This window comes from Streptomyces noursei (genome assembly GCF_001646665.1).
Lineage (GTDB): Bacteria > Actinomycetota > Actinomycetes > Streptomycetales > Streptomycetaceae > Streptomyces > Streptomyces lavendulocolor.
Genome location: NZ_LWBU01000279.1, coordinates 30129 through 51748, shown reverse-complemented (window position 1 = coordinate 51748; position 21620 = coordinate 30129). Strand labels below are relative to the sequence as shown.

Sequence of the window (21620 nt, the reverse complement as noted above, 5' to 3'; positions counted from 1 at the left end):
CCGGGGTACGCGTGTCCGTACGCCGGGGTACGGGCGTCCGTACGCCGGATACGGGCGTCCGCACGCCGGTACGGGTGCCGGCACACCGGATACGGGCGTCCGCACACCGGGCGGCCGCCGCGGTCCCCCCGCCCGTCACCGTCCGGGGCGGCGGCGCGAGGAGCCCGTGCCCGGCGCGTGCTCGGGGCCGGCCACCCCGGGCCGTTCCGACCAGTACGCGGCGGAGGACCGGCGGCGCACCAGCATGACGGCCACGCCGGTGAGCACGATGCCGAGGCCGATGACCAGCGGCGGGCCCAGGCCGAACCAGGAGACGCCGCTGTAGCTGTTCCCCGGGTCCGCCATGTCGATGACGGCCTCGGCGAGCAGCCACGTCAGCAGCAGGGCGCCGACGACCGGACCGGCACCGATGAACAGGAAGCCGCGGACGCTCCGCGTCAGGTGGTGGCGGTAGTACACGGCGCAGGCCACGCCCGTGAGCGCGTAGTAGAACGCGATGAGCAGCGACAGTGCCGTCAGCGAATCGAACAGCGCGTTGGCGCTGATCCGGTTCACGACCAGGTACCAGGCGATGGCCACGCCCGCGACCCACCAGGTGCTGGTGTGCGGCGTGCGGTGGCGGGGGTGGATGCGGGCGAGGTGTGCGGGCAGCGCCCCGCGGCGGGCCATGGACAGCACGGTGCGGGAGGCCGGAATGATCGTGGTCTGCGTCGAGGCCACCGCCGAGGTCGAGACCGCCAGCAGCAGGACCCAGTCCCAGCCGCCCAGGACGCTCTCGGCGAGCAGCGAGAAGACGTACTCCTCCTCGCCGGCGTTGTCGGACAGGAAGGCGGGACCGGCGTAGGCCACCACCGCGAAGGCGACCGACACGTACGTCACCAGCAGCACGACCGTCGACCAGACGCCCGCCCTGCCGGGCGCGCTGCTGGGGTCCTTCACCTCCTCGGTGAGGTTGACCGCCGACTCCCAGCCCCAGTAGGTGAACACGCCCAGCAGCAGTCCCCCGGTCAGGGCCGCGCCGCCCGCTCCGAACGGGTCCAGCCAGCCCACCGCGGGGAGGAGCGCACCGGCCGCCGCGGTCCCGGCGTACACCCGCTGGAGCGCCACGACCGCGAAGGCCAGGAGGCACGCGACCTGGGCGAGGATGAGGACGTTCTGCACCCTGGCCGACGCCTCGGTGCCGATGACGCACACCGCCGTCATCACCAGGATGAGGAGCACGGCCAGTGCCTGCCGCACCACGTCGTTCCCCGCCAGGCCGTCGAGGCCCACGGTGAGCAGCCCGAAGGTGACCGCGACGTCGGCGAGCGACCCGATGACCAGGACGCCCGTCATGGCCACGGCCCAGCCGCCCAGCCATCCGGCCCACGGCCCCATCGCCCGTGTCACCCAGGAGAAGGTGGTCCCGCAGTCCTGGTCGGCCCTGTTGAGGTAGTAGAACGCCGACGCGATCAAGAGCATCGGCACGAACGACGCGACCAGGACGCCCGGGGCGTACACCCCGGCGAGGGCGACGAGCGGTCCGATCACCGCCGCCAGCGAGTACGCCGGGGAGGTGGAGTTCAGCCCGATGACGAGCGCGTCGGTGAAGCCGATCGCATCCGCCTTCAGCCCGGAGGGCGGGTCCGCGCCCGCGATCTCGTCCTGCATCTTCCCTCGCATCCCTCGTCGGCGCCTGCTGGTCGAATGATCCTCAGCGGCGGTGCGCGGGGCACGCGACGGCCCCCGCCCGGCGCGCCGCCCCGCGCCGCCCTGCCGGGCCGGGGCGGCGCCCGGCGGCGCGGCGGCTACTCGCGGATCCCCCACGGGGAGCCGTAGGCGGTGAGCAGGTCCAGGTACGGGCGGGGGTCGAAGGCCTCGGCGCCCAGAACCCCGGAGCCGCTCCAGACACCGCCGGCCACCAGCTCCAGTGCCACCACGGGGTTGATGGCGGTCTGCCACACGACGGCCTGCGAGCCGTACTCCGCCATCGACCACTGGTTGTCCACCACGTGGTAGAGGTAGACCTCCCGGGGCCGTCCGTCCTTGACGCCCTTCACCCAGGTGCCGGCGCAGGTCTTGCCGTGCATGCGGTCGCCGAGCGTGGCCGGGTCGGGCAGGCAGGCGGCGACCACGTCACGCGGGGAGACCTCGGTGCCGTCGGGCAGCTTCACCTTGCGGGTGCGGTCCAGACCGAGCTTGTGCAGGGTCTTCAGCGTCTCGATGAACTCGTTGCCCAGGCCGTACTTGAAGGTGACCCGCCGGGCCTCCACCCAGCGCGGGATGAGCAGCACCTCCTCGTGCTCGACGTTGACGCACTCCACCGGGCCGATGCCCTCGGGGAAGTCGAACACCTCCGGCTCGCTGAACGGCGCCGTGGTGTACCAGCCGCGCTCCTTCTCCCAGATCACCGGCGGGTTGAGGCACTCCTCGACGGTGGTCCAGATGGAGAACGACGGGGCGAAGTCGTAACCGTCCACCGTCAGGTTCGCTCCGTCCCGCACGCCGACCTCGTCGATCTCGTCGAAGAGTTCCTCCGCCGCGTAGCGGGCGAACACGTCGGACAGGCCCGGCTCCACCCCCACACCGACGAGCGCCAGGCGGCCGCTCGCCTCCCATGCGGCGGCCCGCTCGAACTGCGCGTCGCCCAGCTTCGTCCCGCACTCCTCGTAGGGGCGTGCCGGATGGGGCGACGACAGCGACATCGCCATGTCGAGGTAGTGCGTGCCGGCCGCCAGCGCGGCCTCGAACAGGGGCATCACGAACCGGGGATCGGTGGCGTTCAGCAGCACGTCGCAGCGCTCCTCGGTGAGGTACGCGGTGACGGCGGCCCGGTCGGACGCGTCGAGGCGGGCCGCGCTGAACCGGGTCTCCGCCCCGCCCAGCGCGGCGACCGCCGCCTCGGCGCGGGCGAGGTCGTAGTCGGCGACGATCATGTGGTGGAAGAAGGAGCGGCGGGCGGCGATCCGGGTGATCGCCGAGCCCACGCCACCGGCGCCCACGAGCAGAATGCGCATGGTGAAGGAGCCTTTCGTCGGAGGAGGCCGAGGCCGGAGGTGCCAGGAAACGGGCCCGCTCCGAATAACGTCAAGCGCGTTGGCATAAGCTTCGAGGGACGACGGAGAAAGGGGGCGCCGGTGGCGAAGAAGGTGGTACCGGAGGCGGACCGGCGGCGCAGGAAGCCGACGAAGCAGGGCGTGGTCCTCTCGGACCGGCTGATCGTCGAGACGGCCCTGCGGCTGCTGCACGAACACGGCAGGGAAGGGCTGACGGTACGCCGCCTGGGCGCCGCGCTCGGTGCCGACCCGAGCACGCTGTACCGCTACTTCCGCGGCACGGACGACCTCACGCTGGCGATCGCCGACGAACTGATCGGGCGCGCGATGCGCGGGTGGCGGGCCACCGGCGACTGGCGGGCCGACCTCAGGGAACTCGGCCTGCGCATCTACACCGCCTACCTCGCCCACCCCGAAGCGGCGGTCCTCACCGCCAGCCGGGTCAGCGGCCGGGCCCACGAGATCGCCGCCGACGAGGCCATCCTGCACGTACTGCGCTCCACGGGGCTGCCCGACCCGGAGGCGGTCCGCGTCTACCACGTCTTCATCGACCAGACCCTGGCCTTCGCCGCCCTCGACGCGGCGAGCCTGGCGCTGCCCGAGAAGGCCCGCGCGGCGGACCGGGCGGTCTGGCGCGCGACGTACGCCCGGCTGTCCCCCGACACCCACCCGAACATCGCGGCGACGGCGCCCCTGCTGGTGGCCCGGATGAACGACAGCGCGTACCCCACGGCCCTCGACATGCTCCTCGACAGCACGGAGGCGATGCTCGGCGCCGCGTGAGGCGTACGCCCCTGGCCCCTCTCCGCCCGCTTCCGGTGGCACGGGTCACACCGGCCCGCCGGCCGGGGGCGGTGCCCCGGACGCGAAGTGCCGCCCGCGCGGGCCCGGTTCGGCCCGCATCCACACTGTTCCCGTATGGGTGAAGTGTGGAGATTCGTACGGGCAGGTTGATGCACCGGTCCGTGTGCGAGAGGGTGGGCTGACCGAATCCATCAGCGGAAGGTGAGCAGGCTCGCCGGAATGCAGGTCCAGCTGTCATGACCAATGCCGAAGGCTCGACGCGCTCGACACGCGGCCTGACCTCGTCCGTGGGCGCCTCGTGGATGCGGGCGCCCTGTCCCGCGCTGGTCGTGGACGCGGCCGACGTCGTCGTGGAGGTCAACACCCGTGCCGCCGAACTGTTCCCGCGGGCGGAGCGCGGGGCCTGGCTGAAGGACGTCGTGCCCGGCTGGCTCGTCGAGGGGCACCGGCGTGCCGCCGCGGGCGGCGAGGACCCGGCGGCGACCGGTCCGGTGCGCGGCCGGCACGGGCAGTGGTCCCTGGAGGCGCACCCCACCCTCGTGCCCGGCGGGGACGTCGTGTGGTGGCTGGTCGACGACACCGACCGGCTGCTCGCCGAGGCGGCGCTGCGCGGCGAACGGCAGCGCACCGCCTTCCTGGCGGACGCGTCCACCCGGCTGCTGGCCTCGCTCAACACCGAGCGCTGCATGGAGGTGACGGTCGACCTGGCGGTCGAGCACCTGGCCGACGCCGCCGTCCTCGTCGGCCACGCGTCCGGCCGGCGCCACCCGCTGGCCCTCGGCGCCGGCGGTGAGGTCACGCACCGGTCGGCGCGGATCGAACCGGCGATGATCCCCGGGCTGGCCGAGGCCCTCCAGGGCTTCCCGCCCGTGCCCTCCCGCTGGATCGACCCGGCCGCACTGCCCGACTGGGCGGTGCCGGACGGGTTCGCCGGCCCCGCGGGCTCGGTCGTCGTCACCCCGCTGCCCGGCCCCGGCTTCCCGGCGGGCGCGCTGATCCTGCTCCGGCGCAGCGACCGGGCGGCCTTCGACGCCTCCGAGGAGGTGTTCGCCCGGGTGTTCGCCGCCCGCGCGGGCGCAGCGCTGTCCGCGGCCCGCCTGTACCAGGAGCAGTCCGGCATCACCGCCACGCTCATGGCCGAACTGCTCCCGCCCGTACTGCGGCAGGTGCACGGGGTGGAGTTCGCCGGCGGATACCGCGCCTCCAAGGACACCGAGCGCGTCGGCGGGGACTTCTACGACGTCCACCCCGGCGCCGACGCCGACCAGGAGACCCTGGCGGTCCTCGGGGACGTCTGCGGCAAGGGCCTCGACGCGGCCGTCCTCACCGGCAAGATCCGCAACTCGCTGCACGCGCTGCTGCCGCTCGCCGACGACCACCAGAACCTCCTGCGGCTGCTCAACGGTGCCCTCCTCAACAGCCGGCACACCCGCTTCGCCACCCTCGTCCTGGCCTCGGTACGGCGCCGGGGCAGCACCACACACCTGCGGCTGACCAGCGCGGGCCACCCCGCCCCGCTCATCGTGCGCCACGACGGCACCGTCCGGGAGGCACCGACCACCGGCACGCTGATCGGCGCCCTGCCCGACGTCAGGTCCACCACCGCCGAGGTCACCCTCAAGCCGGGGGAGACGTGCCTGCTGTTCACCGACGGCGTCACCGAGGCCAGGGGCGGCCCCCTCGGCGACGCGATGTTCGGTGAACAGCGGCTGCGCAGCGCCCTGGGGGAGTGCGCCGGCATGCCCGCCGAGGCCGTCGTCGAGCGGATCCAGATGCTCGTCGCCGAGTGGATCGACGACAATCCGCACGACGACATAGCGGTCGTGGCGATCACCGCTCCTCGCACCAGGCACCTGACAGCCGTGGACGGCCATTCTCCGGGCAGGTACACCCCATGACACAACCCACCACCGCCGTCGCCGGCAGCGACGGCGCACTGCTGGAGCGGGCCCGCCGGCACCTGTGGCAGGCCGTCGGCGAACGGGACGAGTACGCCGCCGGCCGGGCCGTGTTCACCGCCCTGGACGACGGCGCCGACCTGGAGGACGTCCTGCTGGACGTCATCGCCCCCGTACAGCGCAAGGTCGGCGCCGAGTGGGCCGCCAACCGCTTCACCGTCGCCCAGGAACACGCGGCCACCGCCATCCACGACCGGATCATCGCCGCCCTCGCCCACCGCACCCCCGAACCGCCGCCGGCCGGAGCCGCCGGCACGTCCGATGCGCCGGGTGCGCCGGGTCCGTCCGGCACGGTGACCGTCGCCTGCGTGGACGGCGAATGGCACGCACTCCCGGCCCGCATCCTCGCCGAGGTCCTGCGCCGGCGCGGCTTCCGGGTGGACTTCCTCGGCGCCCAGGTCCCCACCCCGCACCTGATCGCCCACCTCCACCAGACCGCCCCCGCCGCGCTCGCCCTCTCCTCCTCCCTCCCCACCCGGCTGCCGAACGCCCACACCGCCATCACCGCGGCTCAGGCCATCGGCGTCCCCGTCCTCGCCGGCGGCGCGGCCTTCGGCACCGACGGCCGCTACGCCCGCCAACTGGGCGCCGACGCCTGGGCGCCCGACGCCCGCGCGGCCGCCGCAGTCCTCGCCCGCGGCCTGCCCCAGCCGAGGACCGGCGCCGTCCGGCAGACCCTCGAGGACCTGCCCCACCTGGACGACCAGGAATACACGATGGTGTCGCGCAGCAAACGCCAGCTGGTGAAGAACACCCTGGCGGGGATGGAGGGGCGACTGCCCGCCATGGGCGCCTACACCGACCGCCAGCGGGAGCGCACCGCCGAGGACATCGCGCACATCGTCGACTTCCTCGCCACCGCCCTCTACACCGACGACCCCGGCCTGTTCACCGGCTTCCTCCGCTGGACCGGTGACATCCTGCAGGCCCGCGGCGTCCCGGCACAGGTACTCGACCCCGGTCTCGCCCTCCTCCAGGAAGAGCTCAAGGACTTCCCCCGCGCCGTCGGTTTCCTCACCCAGGGCCGCACCGCCATCGGCGGCGACACCCCGGCCCCCGAACCCCGACCTGACGCATGATCACGCATCCCGAAGACGGCTTCCAGCTGACCACGACCCTGAACGACGCCGGCGAGGCCCGCATCCGCATCGCCGGCGACCTCGACTGGGACACCGCCGACCAGCTCACCCGCGCGGCGGCGGCCTGCCTCGGCACGGCCCCCGCCCCCCGGGGACTCCTCCTGGACTGCGCCCGGCTCACCCTGTGCGACTCCCTGGGCCTGTCCTCCCTGTTGATGATCCACCGTCAGGCCGGCGAAGCGGGCGTCCGGCTGCACCTGGTCAACCGGCCCGCCGCGCTCCAGCGCCTGCTCCAGATCACCGGTACCGACCACATCTTCATGGACGCGGCCGAGGACGGAACCGCCACGGACGCGGAGGCGACCGACGACGACGCCACCGGCTGACGCACCCCGGGGTGCATCAGCCGGCGGCGCCGTCCCGAGCACCGCTCAGCCCTCCGCCACCACGATCACGCAGTCCCCGGCACCGAACCGCACGGCCCCGCGCTTGTCCGGATTGACCCGCACGCCGTACGCCGGTCCGGTCGAGGCCCCGGCCCGCAGGCGGTAGCCGATGGCGCATTCGCCACGGCGGCGGGCGGCCTCGACGACGGTGGCGAACGTGACGTCACGGCCGGACAGGACGTAGTCGCAGGCGGGCTTCAGATGGATCTCGCTGCCCTCCGCGGTGAAGAGTTCGTCGAAGAGCCCCGCCAGGTGCCGGTTCTCCGAGATCTGCGTCATCAGCAGGCTGATCAGCCGGCCGCTGACGATGAAGTCGGCGCCCTTGCGCACCGGCGCCAGCAACCGGTTGCGGTCGTCGGTCAGCTCCGTGACGACGGACAGCTCCCGCCCGCCGGCCTCCTCGATGGCACGCAGGTGGAGCAGCGTCACCAAAGTCCGGTCGTCCGTCTCCGTGCCCTCGTCGACGGGCGGGCTCTCGTCCCCGATGACCATCACACTGTCGTACGACGGCACGTCCAGTCGCGCCAGCGTCCGCTGCTCGGTGATGTCGCCGCTGTGGAAGCCGACCCGCAGACGGCCGGGTGCCGCGGCCGTGGCGCGCACCGCGTGGGCCGTCGCGGTGCCGCCCAGGGCCACGACGTCCAGGGTGGATCCGGGCCGCACGTACTGCTCGAGCTGTTCGATGATCAGCGGGGCCCGGCGGTTCCAGCCGAGGAGCAGCAGGCGCTCGGTGGCCGGGGTGCGCGGCCGCGCCCTGACGATCGCCTCCTCGTCCACGGGCAGCGCGGTGCCGGCCGGCACCGCGGTGTCGTCGTCCTCGGTGATGACGACCAGCCGGTCGCCCTCCCCGATCCGGGTGCCGGGAGGCGGGTTCAGGGCCTGGCCTCCGTCCGCGCGGACGAGACCCACGACCGAGGAGGTGGCGAACGCCCCCAGCGCCTCACCGAACGTGCGGCCCGTGAGCGACGCGGCGGGGACGACGTAGAACTCGTCACCCGCGAAGTCGAGCAGTTCCTGGTAGACGAGGGAGAGGCCCGGCTGGCGGGAGGTCTGGACGAGCAGCCGCGCGACGACGTCGTCGATGCCGAGGACGTGACCGCTCCGGCCCGCCGCCAGCGTGGCGGCCAGGTGGTGCCGGGGGTCCCGTACCGCCGCGACGACGACCCGGTCGCCCGACGGCCGGCCGGCCGCGTCGAGGGCGAGGAGCGTCTTCACGACCTGGGCGTCGCCTCCCGGCCCGCCGGCGGGAAGGACCAGCACGGCCCGCGCCTCCTCCGGGTTCACCCGGGCGAGGATCGCCGGATCGGTGGTCGGGCCGCTCCGGCAGATCACGCGGGTGTTCCCGGTGTCGCCGACATGGCCGGAGATCTCCGTCTCCATCTCGACCTTGTCCCTGTCGGCGAGGACCGCCACGGCGGCACCGCGCTGGTTGGCGTTGGCCGCCACCAACTCGGTCAGGACCGGGAAGACCTGGTCGGACCAGCCGAGCAGCACCGTGTGCCGCTTCTCCAGGACCACCGACCGGCCCAGCCGCAGCGCCATGAGCCGCTCGTTCAGGCCCGTGGTGATCAGACTGACCAGCGCCGACACGAAGAGCAGCGCGACGAGCGCCAGCAGGACCGACATCAGCACGTACAGCGGGGGCCCGACCTCGCCGCCCAGCCTGAGCGTCCGGCCGACGCTCACCCAGACCGCCGCCACCCGCCCGGACGCGGTGCGCGGTGCCTCGCGGTCCGCCCAGACGAGCGCCACGCTCGCCGGCAGCACGATCGCGAGGCACACCAGGGAGAGCCAGCCGATCAGCACCGGGGTGCCATGGGCCATCAGGTTGTCGAATCCGTACCGGATACGCGACCGGGAAGGAAACGCGCGCCGAGCCATACGAAGCCCCCTGAACACCGGGCGGGCGGGCCCGGCTCGTCGTACCGTCCCCGGCGGGCGGTCGCGTCGCACGACGCGTGCCGTCGCGGCCGGCGCCCTCGCCGGTACGCCCCCGCCCGCCGTCGCCGCCGCGCCCACCGGTCCTTCGCCCCAGTCTTGTGGCTGCGGCGCGGAAGTTCCGATCTTCGGCCCACCGTTCACCCGCAGGTGGCACATCCCGACCCGGCACCGCGCGGGGGCGGGGCGCCCCGTCAGCGGGAGACGACCAGGAGCACCGACAGCAGGGTGGTCACCACGAACCAGGTGATCATGACCATTCGCACGGCGGGTGCGGTGTCGCCGGTGAACGGCCCGGCCATCCGCTGCCGCGCGGCGGACACGCCCTCGTCCGCCTCGTCGCCCGCATCGCTCGCGTCGCCGTCGGAGAGCAGGCTGGCGCAGTACGCGCATGTGCCCGCGTCGGCTTCGAGCCAGTAGGCGCCGTCCAGTACCGCGTAGTGAGGAGTCCACATGCCGTGCTCAACCCGGAGGCGGGCCCCCGGGCAATGCGGCGATGCCACGTCGACACCCAATCGCTATCTTGCCCATACCCCGGGCATACCCCGGTCGGTTGATCACCGAAGGGTCGCGGGCCGGTCCGCGTGGACGGGCGGCGGCCGTCACCCCTCCCCGTAGCGCCGGCTCCGTGCGCCCTCCTGGGGTCCCTCGGGTGCGGCGAGCGCACCCGAGGGGCCGGTGGCGGCCGCCCCCGGCCTGCGGGCCACCGCCGCATGCGGCACGGCCCGATGCTCGTACGCGGCGCGGGTGTTGGCCGCGAGGATCTCGAAGAGCCGTCGGCGGCGCCGCAGTTCGACGATGTCGACCGTCCGCATCCTGCTGGTCGGTGACGGCAGGAAGACCGAAAGTGCCGTACAGGTCGACCCGCAGACAAGCAGAAGCCACAGAGTCACGTGCACAGTGAAACCCTTCCGACGCTGGAGATGTGACAACCGGGCAGGTCACGGCCCGATTGGAGGGGCGCCAGGACGGCAGCCGACTACATAACGTCGTGGCATATGCCTGGTTATGGTGGCGCCGGAAGGCTTGGGCTGGACGGGTGGTGCCGTCACCCCTGCGGAAGCCGGGGGCGGGGTCCGGGCGGTACGCGGCTGTGCGCGCGTCCGGCAGCGACAGCACCCCCGCGCGGCACTGCTCGAATACCCCGTGCACGGGCGGCCCGTGCACGTCGGCCCGAGCCTGTGCGGACGGGCTTCGCAGTCGCCTCGAACGGCACGTTCCCAGGCCTCGCGGGCGAGAGGAGCGTGTGGCCGAAGCGGCGCGCCGGATGACCCTTTCGTGTCACCCGAGCCAGGTTTTCACTCTGTGTCACCGGATAGGTTCATAGCGTCACCAGTGTTGATCTCTCGGGATAGGAGACCCATGCGAAGCTTCCGCAGGCTGGCTCTCGCTGCCGCCATGCTTCCCTTCGCCGCCTCCCTCGCCGTGGGAACGGGCGCACACGCCGCTCCGCGAGCCGGGACCGTCACCTTCACCACACCGGGCACAGCCCAGTGGACCGTGCCCGAGGGGGTCTTCAGGCTCACCGTCGACCTGTGGGGCGCCGGGGGCGGCGGCTCCGGGGGGACGGGTGGCGGAGGCGGCGGTGGGGGCGGCGGTGCCGGCGGGCAGGACGCCACCGGCCTGGGCCACGGCGGGACCGGAGGAGGCGGGGGCGGAGGCAACGGCGGTGGCGGAGGCGGCGCCGGTGTCCACATCAGGTGCACGTTCTCGGTCCTTCCCCACACACCGATGACCATCACGGTCGGCAAGGGCGGCCACGGCTCCGCCGGAACGCCCGGCGCGTCCGGCGGCAAGGGCGGTGAATACGGACTGCTCGCCGGAACCGGCGGCACCAGTGGGGCATCCGCCAGGACCAGCACCGCCGACGCCGGCCGTGGCGGGGACACCGCCCTCATGCTGCCCCCGGGGCCCCCGCTTCCCGGTTCGCCCCCTGTCCTGTCGCCGATGTCGGTCGCGCAGGGAGGGGACCCGGGCCGCGCCGCGGCGGGCACCGCGACCGGCGGTGAGTGGGGCGGTGGGGGCAAGGCCCTGGGGATCGGCGGAGGCAACGGCTCCGGCGGCAGTGCGGGCGGCTCCGGCGGCTCGGCCGGCTACTCCGGCATGGACAACACGTGCGGCGGCGGGCTGCCCATGCCGGGAAACCTTCACCTGGCCAAGGGCGCGAGCGGCAGCGTGGGTTCGGCGGGCCGGACCGGCAACGCCCAGGCCGGCGACGGCGACCTCGGCGGCAAGGGCGGGACCGGCGGAGCCGGCGGCCGCACCCCCGATGACCACGGCGGCTACGGCCGTGGCGGCGACGGCGGCCGTGGCGGCGACGGCGGCGACGGCGGCCGCGGAGCCGACGTTTCCGGTGCCGAAGGCGCCTTCGGAGAGAACGGCGGCAGCGGCACCGCCGGCACCGACGGCGGCAACGGAGCCGTCACCATCACCTACTGACGGCCCGCCCCGGCCGGGCCCTTCCGGGGCCGGCGGCAACTCCGGGGATTTTGTGCGGGGAACGGTCACCGCGCCCGTTCCCCGTACGGCTCTCGCCGGGCGCAAGGACGGGCCGACGCGCACAGGCCGCTGAGCGTGTCGGCCTCGACGTCTTCGGACTGCCGGGCCGGCCACCCGGGAGAGGCCACGGACACGGAAACCGGCGCGGTTCCTCAGCGTGCTTCGGGCCGCGTCTCCGGCTGCCGCTTCACCTCCGTCACGTCCACGTCCTCCGTCCCGGGCGCGCCGAAGGCTTCGGCGTGCACCCCGGTGCCGGCACCGGTGACCTCCAGGACCACGTGGCTGCCCAGCTGCCGGAGGTCGAGCCGGACGCGGGGCGCGCCCGCGCGGTCCGGCATCGGCAGGATCCGCGCCGCCGGGTAGTCCAGGCCGGTCAGCTTCTCGCGCATGGCCTCGAGGGTGCTCGGCCGGGCGTTGTGGAACGCTGCCCGGACGCGCTGCGCGTGCTCGTTGCCGTAGCACGTCTCGATGCCGGTCAGCGGTACCTCCTCGGCCGGCTCCGGACCGGAGGCCCCGGGGGCGCCGGGGGCGCCGGGGGCCGACGCCGGCCGGGCCGGATCGTCCAGGGGGACCGGGATGCTCCCGTCGGCGGCCGGAACACCGGGCGGGGTCTCGCCCGGCCCGTATCTCGGTGTGTGGACGCCCTCCCAGCCCGGCAGGTCCTCCGGCCTCGGCACACCGCCGTCGGGGCCGTCCGGAGCCTCGGGGGCGCAGGCCCGCAGGACCCGGTCGTTCAGCGCGAGGAACCGCATCTCCGCGTCGCCGTCGCCGTCACCCGGAGAAGGGCTCGCCGGCGCCGCCGCCCGGACGGCGCTGCCCGCGGAGGTGCGGGCGGTCGTGGCGTCGTGCGTGCCGCAGGCGGAAAGGATCATGCAGCCGAGGGCGGCAACCAGTACGGGACGGGAAAGTGATGTCGATCGCATGCCCACATCCTTCAGGGCGTGGATCACCGCCCACATGAGTACAGGTACTCACCGTCGCCCGGCACAACAGGCAACTTCCTGAGGGAAGCTGACCGCCCATGGGCCCGGCGCTCACGGCGACGTCCAGCGGGCCACCGGCCCCGGGAACATCACGCCCGGCTGCGACGTTCACGTCGAGTTCCCCCGCTTCAGACAGCGAACCGAGGAGTACGTTGCCCGAGACGTCGTCCCCCACCGCCGTGACCCCTCTCCCGCCCCTCGCCGCACAGGCCGAGCACCTGATCGAGCTCGGGGTGCACGAGCTCGCCGGCATACCGGCCGACGAGCTGCGTGCCTTCGCTGCCGGGAACGCCAATGGTGGGGCGGACGGCGCCCTGCTGGCCGTCCACCCCGACCGCGCTCCCGCCTCCGCCCTGGCGCCCCTGCTCCGCCATGCCGGGAAGCCCGGGTTCGTCGTCACCGACATGCCGGACGTGGACGCCTTCGCCCCGTACGGCGTCACGCTGCCCGACGCCCCGCTCTACCTGGTCGCCGGCCTCGACCGCGGCGATCACATGGCCAACTGGAGTCCGGGGGAGGCCCTGCCCGCCCTCACCGGGCAGGGCCGCACCCCGCTGCTGCTCACCGAGGGCATCCACTGGGTGATCCAGCAGCCCGCGGTGCTCGAACGCAACCGCTGCTTCATGACGATCGGCTCGCGGCTGCGCAAGGCGAACGGCGCACTGGACGCCCGCACGCCGGCGATCTGGATCAGCAACGGCACCGGCCGGGACGGCCGTGAACGGCGCAACGCCCCCAAGGTCGGCTGGTGCTGGTGGGGCAACCGCCACACCTGGCTGGGCTTCGGCTCCGCCTCGGACCGCCGTCACCAGGGAGCGTCCCGGCCACCGGCATGACCCGCCCGCCCCGCCGGCTCGCACCTTCGGCCGGCGAGGTCCCCGGGGCGTGCTGCGCCCGCCCACTTCCCGGCGCGCAGCGCGTGACCCGGGTGTCCGCGTGCGAGCGCACGGGGACACCCGGGTCCGGGCAGTCACGAGCCGCCGTGGTTCCGGCCGAGTGCCGGGGCCGGCCACAGGTGCCGGGCCGGGCGCCGGGCCCGCCCGGCTGCGGCGTCAGCCGGAGAGCACCCTGATGTCGTCGATGGCCATGTGCGCGGGTGCCCCGACGCCCCAGAAGCCGGCGAAGGCGGTGACGGTGGTGTGGTCACCGGAGTTGAAGGGCACGCTGACCTGTCCGAAGCAGGTGGGTGTGGACGGCGGGCACCAGCCGGGTGCGGGGCCGAAGTGCCGTTCGGCGGGCGCCGGCACCCCGGGGATGCGTACGCCGAAGAAGGCGGTGTTGACGTTGCCCGATGTGCGGAAGAACCCGGTGATGACGTAGTCGGTGTGGGGGCGTACCGGGATCGGCTGGGACAGGGCGTTCCACACGCGTGCTCCGGGCGAGCTCAGGACGGCCGATTTGCTGCCGGAGTTGGCCCCGGTGGGGGAGGCGGAGACGACCTTGGCGTCAGGTCCTTCCACGTTCCACGGCGGGGAGACGGCGGAGGTGCGCTGCTCCTCGAATCCGCCGTCCTGCAGAGGTTCGCGGTAGAGCTGGACGTCGACGTTCCAGGCGCCGAAGTTGTCCCAGTCCTGCGGGTCGTTGATCCGCAGGTCGAGCTTCCCGGAGCTGCCGATCCGACGGCAGCCGGGCCGGTCGAGGACCTCGAAGGGCTGGACGCCGGTGAGGCGGCCGATGAGGCTGTAGGCGTTCAGTCCGGGCGCGGGGTAGCCGGAGGGGGCGGGCCGGCGGGGGTCGGCTCCGGCAGGCGTGACCCAGTTGGAGCCGTCGGCGGGCTGCCACCAGAAGCCGCTCGTGGAGACCTCGTCGTTCATGCGCGGGACGATGCGGACGACGTCACCGGGCCGCAGTCCCCGGGCATCGGAGGGGTAGGTGGTGCCCCGGCCGCCGGACAGGTGCAGGACGGTGGAGTGGTCCGGATCGAAGCCGTTGACGCAGCGGGTCTGCGCGGTGGTGGGGAACGGGCTGGGCCCGGCGTGGGCCGGAACGCCCGACAGGAGGGTGGCCAGGACGGCCAGGAACAAGGCCATGGCCGGACCGCGGAGGCCGATGCCGGCCCGTGCCGTGCGTCGGACGGTGCGGCGGTGGGGCCGACGGGGCAGGGCCTGGGGCTCCGGCCGGCCGGATACGGCTGCGGCGGGACGGGCGGCTGCGCGGCAGCGCCGTTGGAACGTAGTCATGGTGTTGTTCTCCTGTCTCCTCTTCCAGAGGGAGCGAGCGGCGGGTGACGGATTCGTGGGGCACGGACGGCGCTCGGCCGCGGTGCTTCTGCGGACGAGCGGCGAGGTCCGGGCCGGTGCCGGGCAGGACGGGACCGCGGCGCGGCGCGGCACGCGCGCACCGGGGGCGAACAGGGTGGTCGTGAAGGGTGGGCAGGCCCGGGGACGGGTCGTGCGCGGGTCTGCCCTCGACGAGGCGTCAGGCGCAGGTCAGGCGCAGGTCAGGTGGAACTGGTCGCCGACCTTCTGGCGGTCGACCTCGGGCGAGCCGACCTGTACGGCCATCTCACCCTGCACCACCTGACCGGACTGTGTTCCCTGGAGCCGGACCTCGAAGGTCTCGTACTGGGTGTTGGGCGTGGTGAAGGTCATGCTGCCCGCACGGGGCTGGTAACCCCGGTCGGTCAGGCGTTCGTCGGGATACCAGGTGTAGCCGATCGTCCCGGTGCGCCGGGCGGTCGCGGAGAAGGTGAACACGATGGGCCGGGTGCAGTCCACGGTGTCGGAGCGGGGCTGAACGTGGACGGAGGTGCCCATCAGGATCGGCTCCGGCGGGTTCGTGACCTTCCCTGTGCCCGGGTCCTGTGAAGTGCCTTGGGAGGTACCGCTGGAGGTGCCGGCGGAGGTGCCTGCGTTGGCGCCCTGCGAGGTGCCGACGGAGGTGCCCGCGCTGGTGCCCTGCGACGTGCCGCTGGAGGTGCCTGCGTTGGTGCCCTGAGACGTGCCGGCGGAGGTGCCCCGCGAGGTGCCGGGCGAGGGTCCGTCCCCGGCTCCTTGCGTGGAACCGGAACCGGTTGTCGCCCCTGCGGTCGACCCGGCGGACGTGCCCTGCGTGGGCTCGCCCGCCGTGCCGCCGGTCTGCCCGCCGGTTCCTCCGGCGGCGCCGCCGGTCGGCCCGCCGGTGACCGTGCCGGTGGTACCACCGGTCGGACCGGTGGTGGTGCCCGCCGTCGGGCCGCTCGTGGTTCCACCGGTCGGGCCGGTGGTGGTGCCCCCGGTCGGACCCGACGTCGCACCGGCGGTCGCACCACTGGTCGCACCACCGGTCGGGTGACTGCCGACGGGCGGACCGGCCCTGTCGCCCCACGACGGCGGGTTGAGGTTCATCAGCGCTCCCACCAGCGCGATCACCGCCAGCACCGCGGCCGTCGCGAGCGCCACCCGAACCGTCCGGGGACGGGAGCGGACCGGCGCGGGTTCCGGATCGGGCGCACGGACGTCGGCGGCCTCCCGTGCGCGCCGGCGGATCATCCCGGTCAGCGGAGCGGGCAGCCAGCCGGGGCCCGGCTGGCCGGCGCGCTCGCAGCACCAGTCGAGCACCTGACCGGGACTCGGCCGCGCCTCCGGATCCTTGGCCAGGCACCACGCGACCAGTTCCCGCAGCTGCTCGGGCACCGGTTCCAGATCGGGCTCGCCGTGGACGATCCGGAAGCCGATCTCCGACGGTTCGCTGCCGAACGGCAGCCGGCCCGTCGAGGCGAAGGCCAGCAGCGCCCCCAGGGAGAACACATCGCACTCCGGCCCCGCCTTGCCCTTCGCCAGCCGCTCGGGCGCCACGTATCCGGGCGTTCCCATCAGCATCTGCGTACGGGTCAGCGTCGTGGCGTCCCGGGTGCGGGCGATCCCGAAGTCGATGACCTTCGGCCCGTCCCCGGCCACCAGCACGTTGCCCGGCTTCAGGTCGCGGTGGACCACGCCGGCGCCGTGGATGGCCGCCAGCGCCTCGGCGACACCGGCAGCGAGCCGGATCACGGTGTCGACGGGCATCGGTCCCTGTTCGCCGACCACTTCCTGCAGCGAGGGCCCGGCCACGTACTCGGTGGCCAGCCACGGGTCATCGGCATCCGGATCGGACGCCACCACCGCCGCGGTGAACATCCCGTGCACCCGGCGGGCCGCGGCGATCTCCTGCCGGAACCGGGCCCGGAACTCCTCGTCGCCGGCCCGCGCTCCGTTGATCACCTTGATGGCGACCTTGCGGCCCCCCAGGCTCTCTCCCAGGTAGACGCGCCCCATGGCGCCGGCCCCCAGGAACCGCAGGATCGTGAACCCGCCGATCCGACGCGGGTCGTCCGGGGCCAGCGGACGCAGTGCTTCCCGCCGCGTTCCCGCGGCGCCGGTCCCGGGCCCGCTGCCGGGTCCGGCAGCACCGCCGGCGGCGAAGGGCTCCTCGGCGCCCGGACCGGCCCCGTCCTGCTCGTCGTGCTCGCCCTGGCGATCCATGTCCCGTTCGAGCCGCGCCTTGGTGCTCTCCCAGCGCCGTGCCCACTCCCGTACGGCCCGCTCGTCGCCGCCGCAGGCTCGCACGAAGGCCAGCGCCACGTCCTTCGACGGGAGGTTGTGGCCGCGGGCCGCCGCGTGCAGGGTCGCCCTGCCGTACGTGACCCGTTTCGCCATCGCCTCGTACGAGGGGTTCCCCGCCTCCTGCCGTAGCCGCCGCAGCTCCGCGGCGAACTCGACGATCGCCCCTCCGCCCGGATCCAACGGCTGTTCTCGACGCCCCGCCATCACTGCCTCCCCTGTCCCGCGTACGGACGAAGCCCGCGCCGCGGTCGGTGCCACCGCGCCGGCCGCAGCTGCGGCACGGGCTCGCTGTCTCCATGAGTAGCGGCAAAGTCGCCGTCACGGACAGCGATTCGGCGTCCCGGGACATCCATGGATAATCAGGCCGCTCCACCGCAGGTCAGCGGCGTCCGGTGGATGCGCTCCGGACAATTGACGGCGCGCGTTCACCCGCCGCGCGCCCTGCCCTGCCCGGTAGCCGGCGCTTCAGGCCGTGTGCCAGGGCGAGTCCGGCCTCGTGGGCACGGCGTTCGGGGCGAGCCGGAGGGCGTGGACGGGTGGACTGCCGGAGACCTGGCCGAGGTAGTGGTGTCCGGTCATGTGGCACCAGGCGGGCAGGTCGAGCGGTGCGGCCGGATCGGTCGCGACGACGTGGACGACCGTGCCGGCCCCGGCGCCCTGGACGGCCGCGCGGAGGCGGAGCAGGAGAGTGACGCACAACAGGCCGGTGCCGTCCACCGTCATGTCCGCCGCGGGCGCCGGTTCGGCGCTCACCGCGGCAGGGTCTGGGTGACGCGCCACAGCCGTCGGGGCAGCTCACCCTCCTCGAAGGAGTGGACCTCGTCGAGGATCCAGCCGTCGGCGAGCCGGTCGACCAGGTGGCGGGGGAAGAAGTGCACGGCGAAGCCGCCGTGCTCGTAGATGTCGTCGCCGTGCGGGACGCCGGTGCCGTAATGCGCGTCACCGGTGTGCCGGACGGTGTGGACGAACGTTCCTCCCGGCCGCAGCACGCGGCGCACCTCGTCGACGGCCGCCTGGATCTCCTCCGTGGACAGGGCCATGCAGAGCAGCATGTGGGCGAAGACGCCGTCGACCGAGTCGTCCGCGAGGGGCAGCGGCTCACGGATGTCGTGCACCAGGGTGGTGACCCGCTCGGCGACACCCTGGTCGGCGGCGGTCCGTTGGAGCTGGTCCAGCCCGGTGGCCGAGAAGTCCGTGGCCCGGACGTCGAATCCCTCCCGGGCGAAGTACAGGGCGTCGCGGCCGTGGCCGGCGCCCAGCTCCAGCACCTCCCGGCCCCCGGCCGCCCGGAAGAGGGTGGCGGCGTGACGTGCGGGAGCGCTGGGCTCCTGACCGTACATGCCGGGGTGGGAGCCGTAGGTGCGCTGCCAGTGCTCGCGCTGGGCCTCGGCCAAGTCCCGCTCGTGGCCGCTCATGGCGCTGCTCCTCTCGCTCCCGGCCCGGTGCCGGATCAGCCGGTGACCAGCCTAGAGCCGCTGCGCGACGGCTCTCGTCCGGCCCCCGGGCTCCGGGGCGACGGGGTACGGCCGGCTTCCGGGCCGGACGGAGTGCCCCCCGCCGCATGGCTTCGGGCGACTCGTACGCGCCCCAAAACGATCCACACATAGCTGAATTCAGCAACTCGTGTACTGTGCTGGCCATGCTCTCCGTTGCTTCCGACATCGAGGTGCTGGCCCGGTTCGGCCGCGCGCTCGCCGACCCGATCCGCTGCCGCGTCCTGCTCGCCCTGCGCGACGCCCCCGCCTACCCGGCCGACCTCGCCGACCGTCTCGGGATCTCCCGCACCCGGCTGTCCAACCACCTCGCATGCCTGCGCGACTGCGGGCTGGTCGTCACCGTCCCCGACGGGCGGCGCACCCGTTACGAGCTCGCCGACGAACGCCTCGGCCACGCGCTCGACGACCTGCGCACCGCCGTGGTCGCCGTCGAGACCGACCGCACCTGCGCGGACGCCGGGACGAAGGGCTGCTGCTGACCATGTCCGCGGAAACGTCCATAGCCGTCGGTCCCGGTCCCGGCCCCGCCCGGCGCGAGGCGCTCGCCCGCCGGATACGCCTGCTGGTCGCCGCGACCATCACCTACAACGTCATCGAGGCGATCGTCGCCGTCACCGCCGGGACGATCGCCTCCTCCACGGCCCTGATCGGCTTCGGCCTCGACTCGGTCATCGAGGTGTCCTCCGCCGCCGCGGTCGCCTGGCAGTTCTCCGCACGGGATCACGCGGTGCGCCAGGCGCGGGAGAAGACGACGCTGCGGATCATCGCCGTCTCGTTCTTCACACTCGCCGCGTACGTCACCGTCGACGCCGTCCGCGCCCTGGCCGGGACCGGCGAGGCCGAACGCTCCGTCCCCGGCATCGTCCTCGCGGCCCTCTCGCTGGCGGTGATGCCGTTCCTGTCGGCCGCCCAGCGCAGGGCCGGGCGCGAACTCGGCTCCGCCAGCGCGGTCGCCGACTCCCGGCAGACACTGCTGTGCACCTACCTGTCCGCCGTACTGCTGGCGGGCCTCGTCCTCAACGCCACCCTCGGCTGGTCCTGGGCCGACCCGGTCGCCGCCCTCGTCATCGCGGCCGTCGCGGCGAAGGAGGGCCGTGACGCCTGGCAGGGCAAGGGCTGCTGCGCCCCCGCGGCCGTGGCGCCGCCGCCCGCCGGGACCCGTGCGGACCCCTGCGGCTGCCGCCCCGGATGCGACTGCTGCGGCTGAGCCGCCCCGCCCGGAGAGCCCGGACGCCGCGCCTCTGTCGAGCGGCGCGGCTCCGCGGGCCGCGCCGGAGCGGGGTGCGACGACCGGTCCGGCCGCCCAACCGGGGTCTGTTCCGTCACGCCCGCGGCGAAGCGTGAAAGAAAGGAGGTATGAGTGTGCGGGGCCTGGGTAGGCGCGTGCCATCGGCTTGTCGGGGGACAGCAGAGGTCGACCATTGTGGGAGGGAAGCATGACGATGATGGCGATGACACAGCAGGTGGCCACCCAGGAGAGCCGTACTGCGGCCCTGCCCGAGGTTCCCCACCCCCGGCGGGTGGCTCCCAAGGACGCCCGGGCACTGTCGAAGGCGTTCTTCGACCGGCTCGCCGTGCTGGAGGAGGGGACGGCCGAGTACCAGGACGTCCGCAACACGCTGATCGAGATGAACATGTCGCTCGTCCGGTACGCGGCCGGCCGGTTCCGGAGCCGGGGCGCGGACGAGATGGAGGACATCGTCCAGGTCGGCATGATCGGCCTCATCAAGGCCATCGACCGGTTCGAGCTCACGCGTGAGGTGGAGTTCACCACCTTCGCCGTGCCGTACATCATCGGCGAGATCAAGCGGTTCTTCCGCGACACCTCCTGGGCCGTGCACGTGCCCCGCCGCCTGCAGGAGGCGCGCGTCGAGCTGGCCCGCGCCACCGAGGAGCTGCGCACCCGCCTGGGCCGCACGCCCACGGTCAAGGAACTGGCGACGCTGATGAACCTCAGCGAGGACGAGGTCATCGAGGCCCGCCTGGCCTCCAACGGCTACAACTCCAGCTCGCTGGACGCCACCATCAACAGCGACAGCGACGACGGGGAAGCCGCACTCGCGCACTTCATCGGCGCCGAGGACCCGGCCATGGAACTCGTGGAGGACTTCCACGCACTGGCCCCCCTGCTCGCCGAGCTGGACGACCGCGACCGGCAGATCATCCACATGCGGTTCGTCGAGGAGCTCACCCAGTCCCAGATCGGCGAGCGCCTCGGCTGCTCGCAGATGCACGTCTCCCGCCTCCTGTCGCGCACACTGAAGCGGCTGCGCGAAGGCATGCTCACCACCCGCTGAACAACCCGCTCCTGACGAGGGCCGGCGCCGTGCATCGGCGCCGGCCCTCGTCAGGATCAGCGGCGGGGCGGGAGCCCGGTGTTCCGACCCGTGCGGCCCGGACGCTTGACCTCAAGTGCGGTCGAGCATTCAAGCTTGCCCCATGACCACATCGGACGACACGCTTCTCCTCTTCCGCAACACCATGCGGATCACCGACGGCCATCTGGACGACTTCCGCGGCGCCATCGCCAGGGCCGTGGAGTTCGCACGGCACCACGGACCCCAGCTGATGGTGCAGACCTTCGTGGACGAAGAGCGCATGCTCGCGCACAGCTTCCAGCTGTTCCGGGACTCCGACGCCGTCCGGACGCACTGGAGGCTCGCCGACCCGCACATCCAGGAAGTGATGGCGCACTGCCGCGTCGAGCACTTCGACGTCTTCGGCGAGCCGGACGACGACGTGGCCGACGCCATCCGCTCGGCGGTCGGCGAGCAGGGATCGCTCACGATCTCCCCCCGGATCGCCGGTTTCACCCGCCTTGTCATCTCTTCTCCGGCGTGACGGACTTCGGCGGCTCCG

20 protein-coding genes are annotated in these 21620 nt (G+C 73.5%); 10 read left to right on the top strand and 10 right to left on the bottom strand.

Going from position 1 to position 21620, the window contains the following annotated elements; genetic code table 11:
* Positions 1 to 135: 135 nt before the first annotated feature.
* On the bottom strand, positions 136 to 1650 hold the full coding sequence (locus tag A4V12_RS18900; RefSeq protein WP_064070537.1) for an APC family permease: 1515 nt from the start codon (positions 1648 to 1650) through the stop codon (positions 136 to 138).
* A 137-nt stretch (positions 1651 to 1787) separates the two neighbouring features.
* On the bottom strand, positions 1788 to 2996 hold the full coding sequence (locus A4V12_RS18895) for a saccharopine dehydrogenase family protein (RefSeq protein ID WP_064070536.1): 1209 nt from the start codon (positions 2994 to 2996) through the stop codon (positions 1788 to 1790).
* Positions 2997 to 3116: 120 nt separating this feature from the next.
* Here A4V12_RS18895 and A4V12_RS18890 point away from each other — a divergent pair, with 120 nt between their 5' ends.
* From A4V12_RS18890 to A4V12_RS18875, 4 genes are all read left to right on the top strand, one after another.
* Positions 3117 to 3818, top strand: coding sequence for a TetR/AcrR family transcriptional regulator (locus A4V12_RS18890; RefSeq protein WP_064070535.1), 702 nt, complete (start codon positions 3117 to 3119; stop codon positions 3816 to 3818).
* 257 nt (positions 3819 to 4075) lie between these two features.
* Positions 4076 to 5737, top strand: coding sequence for a PP2C family protein-serine/threonine phosphatase (locus tag A4V12_RS18885; protein WP_064070534.1), 1662 nt, complete (start codon positions 4076 to 4078; stop codon positions 5735 to 5737).
* Complete coding sequence (locus A4V12_RS18880; protein WP_079137137.1) at positions 5734 to 6876, top strand: cobalamin B12-binding domain-containing protein; 1143 nt, start codon at positions 5734 to 5736, stop codon at positions 6874 to 6876. Before A4V12_RS18885 ends, A4V12_RS18880 begins: the two co-directional genes overlap by 4 nt.
* Entirely contained in the window at positions 6873 to 7262 is a 390-nt protein-coding gene (locus A4V12_RS18875) for an STAS domain-containing protein (RefSeq protein ID WP_064070533.1), read from the top strand. The genes A4V12_RS18880 and A4V12_RS18875 overlap by 4 nt, the downstream gene beginning before the upstream one ends.
* Before the next feature lie 45 nt (positions 7263 to 7307).
* Here the strand turns inward: A4V12_RS18875 and A4V12_RS18870 are convergent, their stop codons facing one another.
* The 3 genes from A4V12_RS18870 to A4V12_RS18860 form a co-directional block, all read right to left on the bottom strand.
* Entirely contained in the window at positions 7308 to 9203 is a 1896-nt protein-coding gene (locus A4V12_RS18870) for a CASTOR/POLLUX-related putative ion channel (protein WP_064070532.1), read from the bottom strand.
* Positions 9204 to 9454: 251 nt separating this feature from the next.
* On the bottom strand, positions 9455 to 9715 hold the full coding sequence (locus A4V12_RS18865) for a hypothetical protein (RefSeq protein WP_064070531.1): 261 nt from the start codon (positions 9713 to 9715) through the stop codon (positions 9455 to 9457).
* 147 nt (positions 9716 to 9862) lie between these two features.
* The gene (locus tag A4V12_RS18860; RefSeq protein WP_159028895.1) at positions 9863 to 10153 is read right to left on the bottom strand and encodes a hypothetical protein; all 291 of its coding nucleotides are present in this window, start codon (positions 10151 to 10153) and stop codon (positions 9863 to 9865) included.
* Positions 10154 to 10622: 469 nt separating this feature from the next.
* Here A4V12_RS18860 and A4V12_RS36895 point away from each other — a divergent pair, with 469 nt between their 5' ends.
* Positions 10623 to 11699 carry a hypothetical protein gene (locus tag A4V12_RS36895; protein WP_159028894.1) on the top strand — a complete coding sequence of 359 codons (1077 nt, stop codon included), beginning with the start codon at positions 10623 to 10625 and terminating at the stop codon, positions 11697 to 11699.
* Between the two features lie 212 nt (positions 11700 to 11911).
* Here the strand turns inward: A4V12_RS36895 and A4V12_RS18850 are convergent, their stop codons facing one another.
* Positions 11912 to 12682, bottom strand: coding sequence for a hypothetical protein (locus A4V12_RS18850; RefSeq protein ID WP_159028893.1), 771 nt, complete (start codon positions 12680 to 12682; stop codon positions 11912 to 11914).
* Between the two features lie 212 nt (positions 12683 to 12894).
* Here A4V12_RS18850 and A4V12_RS18845 point away from each other — a divergent pair, with 212 nt between their 5' ends.
* A complete protein-coding gene (locus A4V12_RS18845; protein WP_064070528.1) occupies positions 12895 to 13578 on the top strand; it encodes a DUF5701 family protein in 684 nt (227 codons plus the stop codon).
* A 216-nt stretch (positions 13579 to 13794) separates the two neighbouring features.
* Here the strand turns inward: A4V12_RS18845 and A4V12_RS18840 are convergent, their stop codons facing one another.
* From A4V12_RS18840 to A4V12_RS18825, 4 genes are all read right to left on the bottom strand, one after another.
* Entirely contained in the window at positions 13795 to 14772 is a 978-nt protein-coding gene (locus tag A4V12_RS18840; protein ID WP_064070527.1) for a hypothetical protein, read from the bottom strand.
* Positions 14773 to 15171: 399 nt separating this feature from the next.
* Positions 15172 to 17469: a protein kinase domain-containing protein gene (locus A4V12_RS18835; RefSeq protein ID WP_107415438.1), complete on the bottom strand. Its 2298-nt coding sequence runs from the start codon at positions 17467 to 17469 to the stop codon at positions 15172 to 15174.
* A 261-nt stretch (positions 17470 to 17730) separates the two neighbouring features.
* Positions 17731 to 18018, bottom strand: coding sequence for a sulfurtransferase TusA family protein (locus A4V12_RS18830; RefSeq protein WP_350498019.1), 288 nt, complete (start codon positions 18016 to 18018; stop codon positions 17731 to 17733).
* The gene (locus A4V12_RS18825) at positions 18015 to 18680 is read right to left on the bottom strand and encodes a class I SAM-dependent methyltransferase (protein ID WP_064070525.1); all 666 of its coding nucleotides are present in this window, start codon (positions 18678 to 18680) and stop codon (positions 18015 to 18017) included. The genes A4V12_RS18830 and A4V12_RS18825 overlap by 4 nt, the downstream gene beginning before the upstream one ends.
* Positions 18681 to 18904: 224 nt before the next feature.
* Here A4V12_RS18825 and A4V12_RS18820 point away from each other — a divergent pair, with 224 nt between their 5' ends.
* The 4 genes from A4V12_RS18820 to A4V12_RS18805 all read left to right on the top strand — a co-directional run bounded on the left by A4V12_RS18820 (position 18905) and on the right by A4V12_RS18805 (position 21602).
* Positions 18905 to 19240: an ArsR/SmtB family transcription factor gene (locus tag A4V12_RS18820; protein ID WP_064070910.1), complete on the top strand. Its 336-nt coding sequence runs from the start codon at positions 18905 to 18907 to the stop codon at positions 19238 to 19240.
* Positions 19241 to 19242: 2 nt separating this feature from the next.
* On the top strand, positions 19243 to 19968 hold the full coding sequence (locus A4V12_RS18815; RefSeq protein ID WP_064070524.1) for a cation transporter: 726 nt from the start codon (positions 19243 to 19245) through the stop codon (positions 19966 to 19968).
* A gap of 244 nt (positions 19969 to 20212) precedes the next feature.
* Entirely contained in the window at positions 20213 to 21058 is an 846-nt protein-coding gene (locus tag A4V12_RS18810; protein ID WP_423551708.1) for an RNA polymerase sigma factor SigF, read from the top strand.
* 142 nt (positions 21059 to 21200) lie between these two features.
* Positions 21201 to 21602 carry a hypothetical protein gene (locus tag A4V12_RS18805; protein ID WP_064070523.1) on the top strand — a complete coding sequence of 134 codons (402 nt, stop codon included), beginning with the start codon at positions 21201 to 21203 and terminating at the stop codon, positions 21600 to 21602.
* Positions 21603 to 21620: the final 18 nt, after the last annotated feature.

Bases quoted from the DNA above. Each gene is read 5' to 3' on its own strand.
- A4V12_RS18825 (WP_064070525.1), bottom strand. From the start codon at position 18,680: ATGAGCGGCCACGAGCGGGACTTGGCCGAGGCCCAGCGCGAGCACTGG.
- A4V12_RS18850 (WP_159028893.1), bottom strand. From the start codon at position 12,682: ATGCGATCGACATCACTTTCCCGTCCCGTACTGGTTGCCGCCCTCGGC.
- A4V12_RS18835 (WP_107415438.1), bottom strand. From the start codon at position 17,469: ATGGCGGGGCGTCGAGAACAGCCGTTGGATCCGGGCGGAGGGGCGATC.
- A4V12_RS18865 (WP_064070531.1), bottom strand. From the start codon at position 9,715: ATGTGGACTCCTCACTACGCGGTACTGGACGGCGCCTACTGGCTCGAA.
- A4V12_RS18870 (WP_064070532.1), bottom strand. From the start codon at position 9,203: ATGGCTCGGCGCGCGTTTCCTTCCCGGTCGCGTATCCGGTACGGATTC.
- A4V12_RS18840 (WP_064070527.1), bottom strand. From the start codon at position 14,772: ATGGCCTTGTTCCTGGCCGTCCTGGCCACCCTCCTGTCGGGCGTTCCG.
- A4V12_RS18815 (WP_064070524.1), top strand. From the start codon at position 19,243: ATGTCCGCGGAAACGTCCATAGCCGTCGGTCCCGGTCCCGGCCCCGCC.
- A4V12_RS36895 (WP_159028894.1), top strand. From the start codon at position 10,623: ATGCGAAGCTTCCGCAGGCTGGCTCTCGCTGCCGCCATGCTTCCCTTC.
- A4V12_RS18880 (WP_079137137.1), top strand. From the start codon at position 5,734: ATGACACAACCCACCACCGCCGTCGCCGGCAGCGACGGCGCACTGCTG.
- A4V12_RS18895 (WP_064070536.1), bottom strand. From the start codon at position 2,996: ATGCGCATTCTGCTCGTGGGCGCCGGTGGCGTGGGCTCGGCGATCACC.
- A4V12_RS18820 (WP_064070910.1), top strand. From the start codon at position 18,905: ATGCTCTCCGTTGCTTCCGACATCGAGGTGCTGGCCCGGTTCGGCCGC.
- A4V12_RS18810 (WP_423551708.1), top strand. From the start codon at position 20,213: ATGACACAGCAGGTGGCCACCCAGGAGAGCCGTACTGCGGCCCTGCCC.
- A4V12_RS18875 (WP_064070533.1), top strand. From the start codon at position 6,873: ATGATCACGCATCCCGAAGACGGCTTCCAGCTGACCACGACCCTGAAC.
- A4V12_RS18805 (WP_064070523.1), top strand. From the start codon at position 21,201: ATGACCACATCGGACGACACGCTTCTCCTCTTCCGCAACACCATGCGG.
- A4V12_RS18885 (WP_064070534.1), top strand. From the start codon at position 4,076: ATGACCAATGCCGAAGGCTCGACGCGCTCGACACGCGGCCTGACCTCG.
- A4V12_RS18900 (WP_064070537.1), bottom strand. From the start codon at position 1,650: ATGCAGGACGAGATCGCGGGCGCGGACCCGCCCTCCGGGCTGAAGGCG.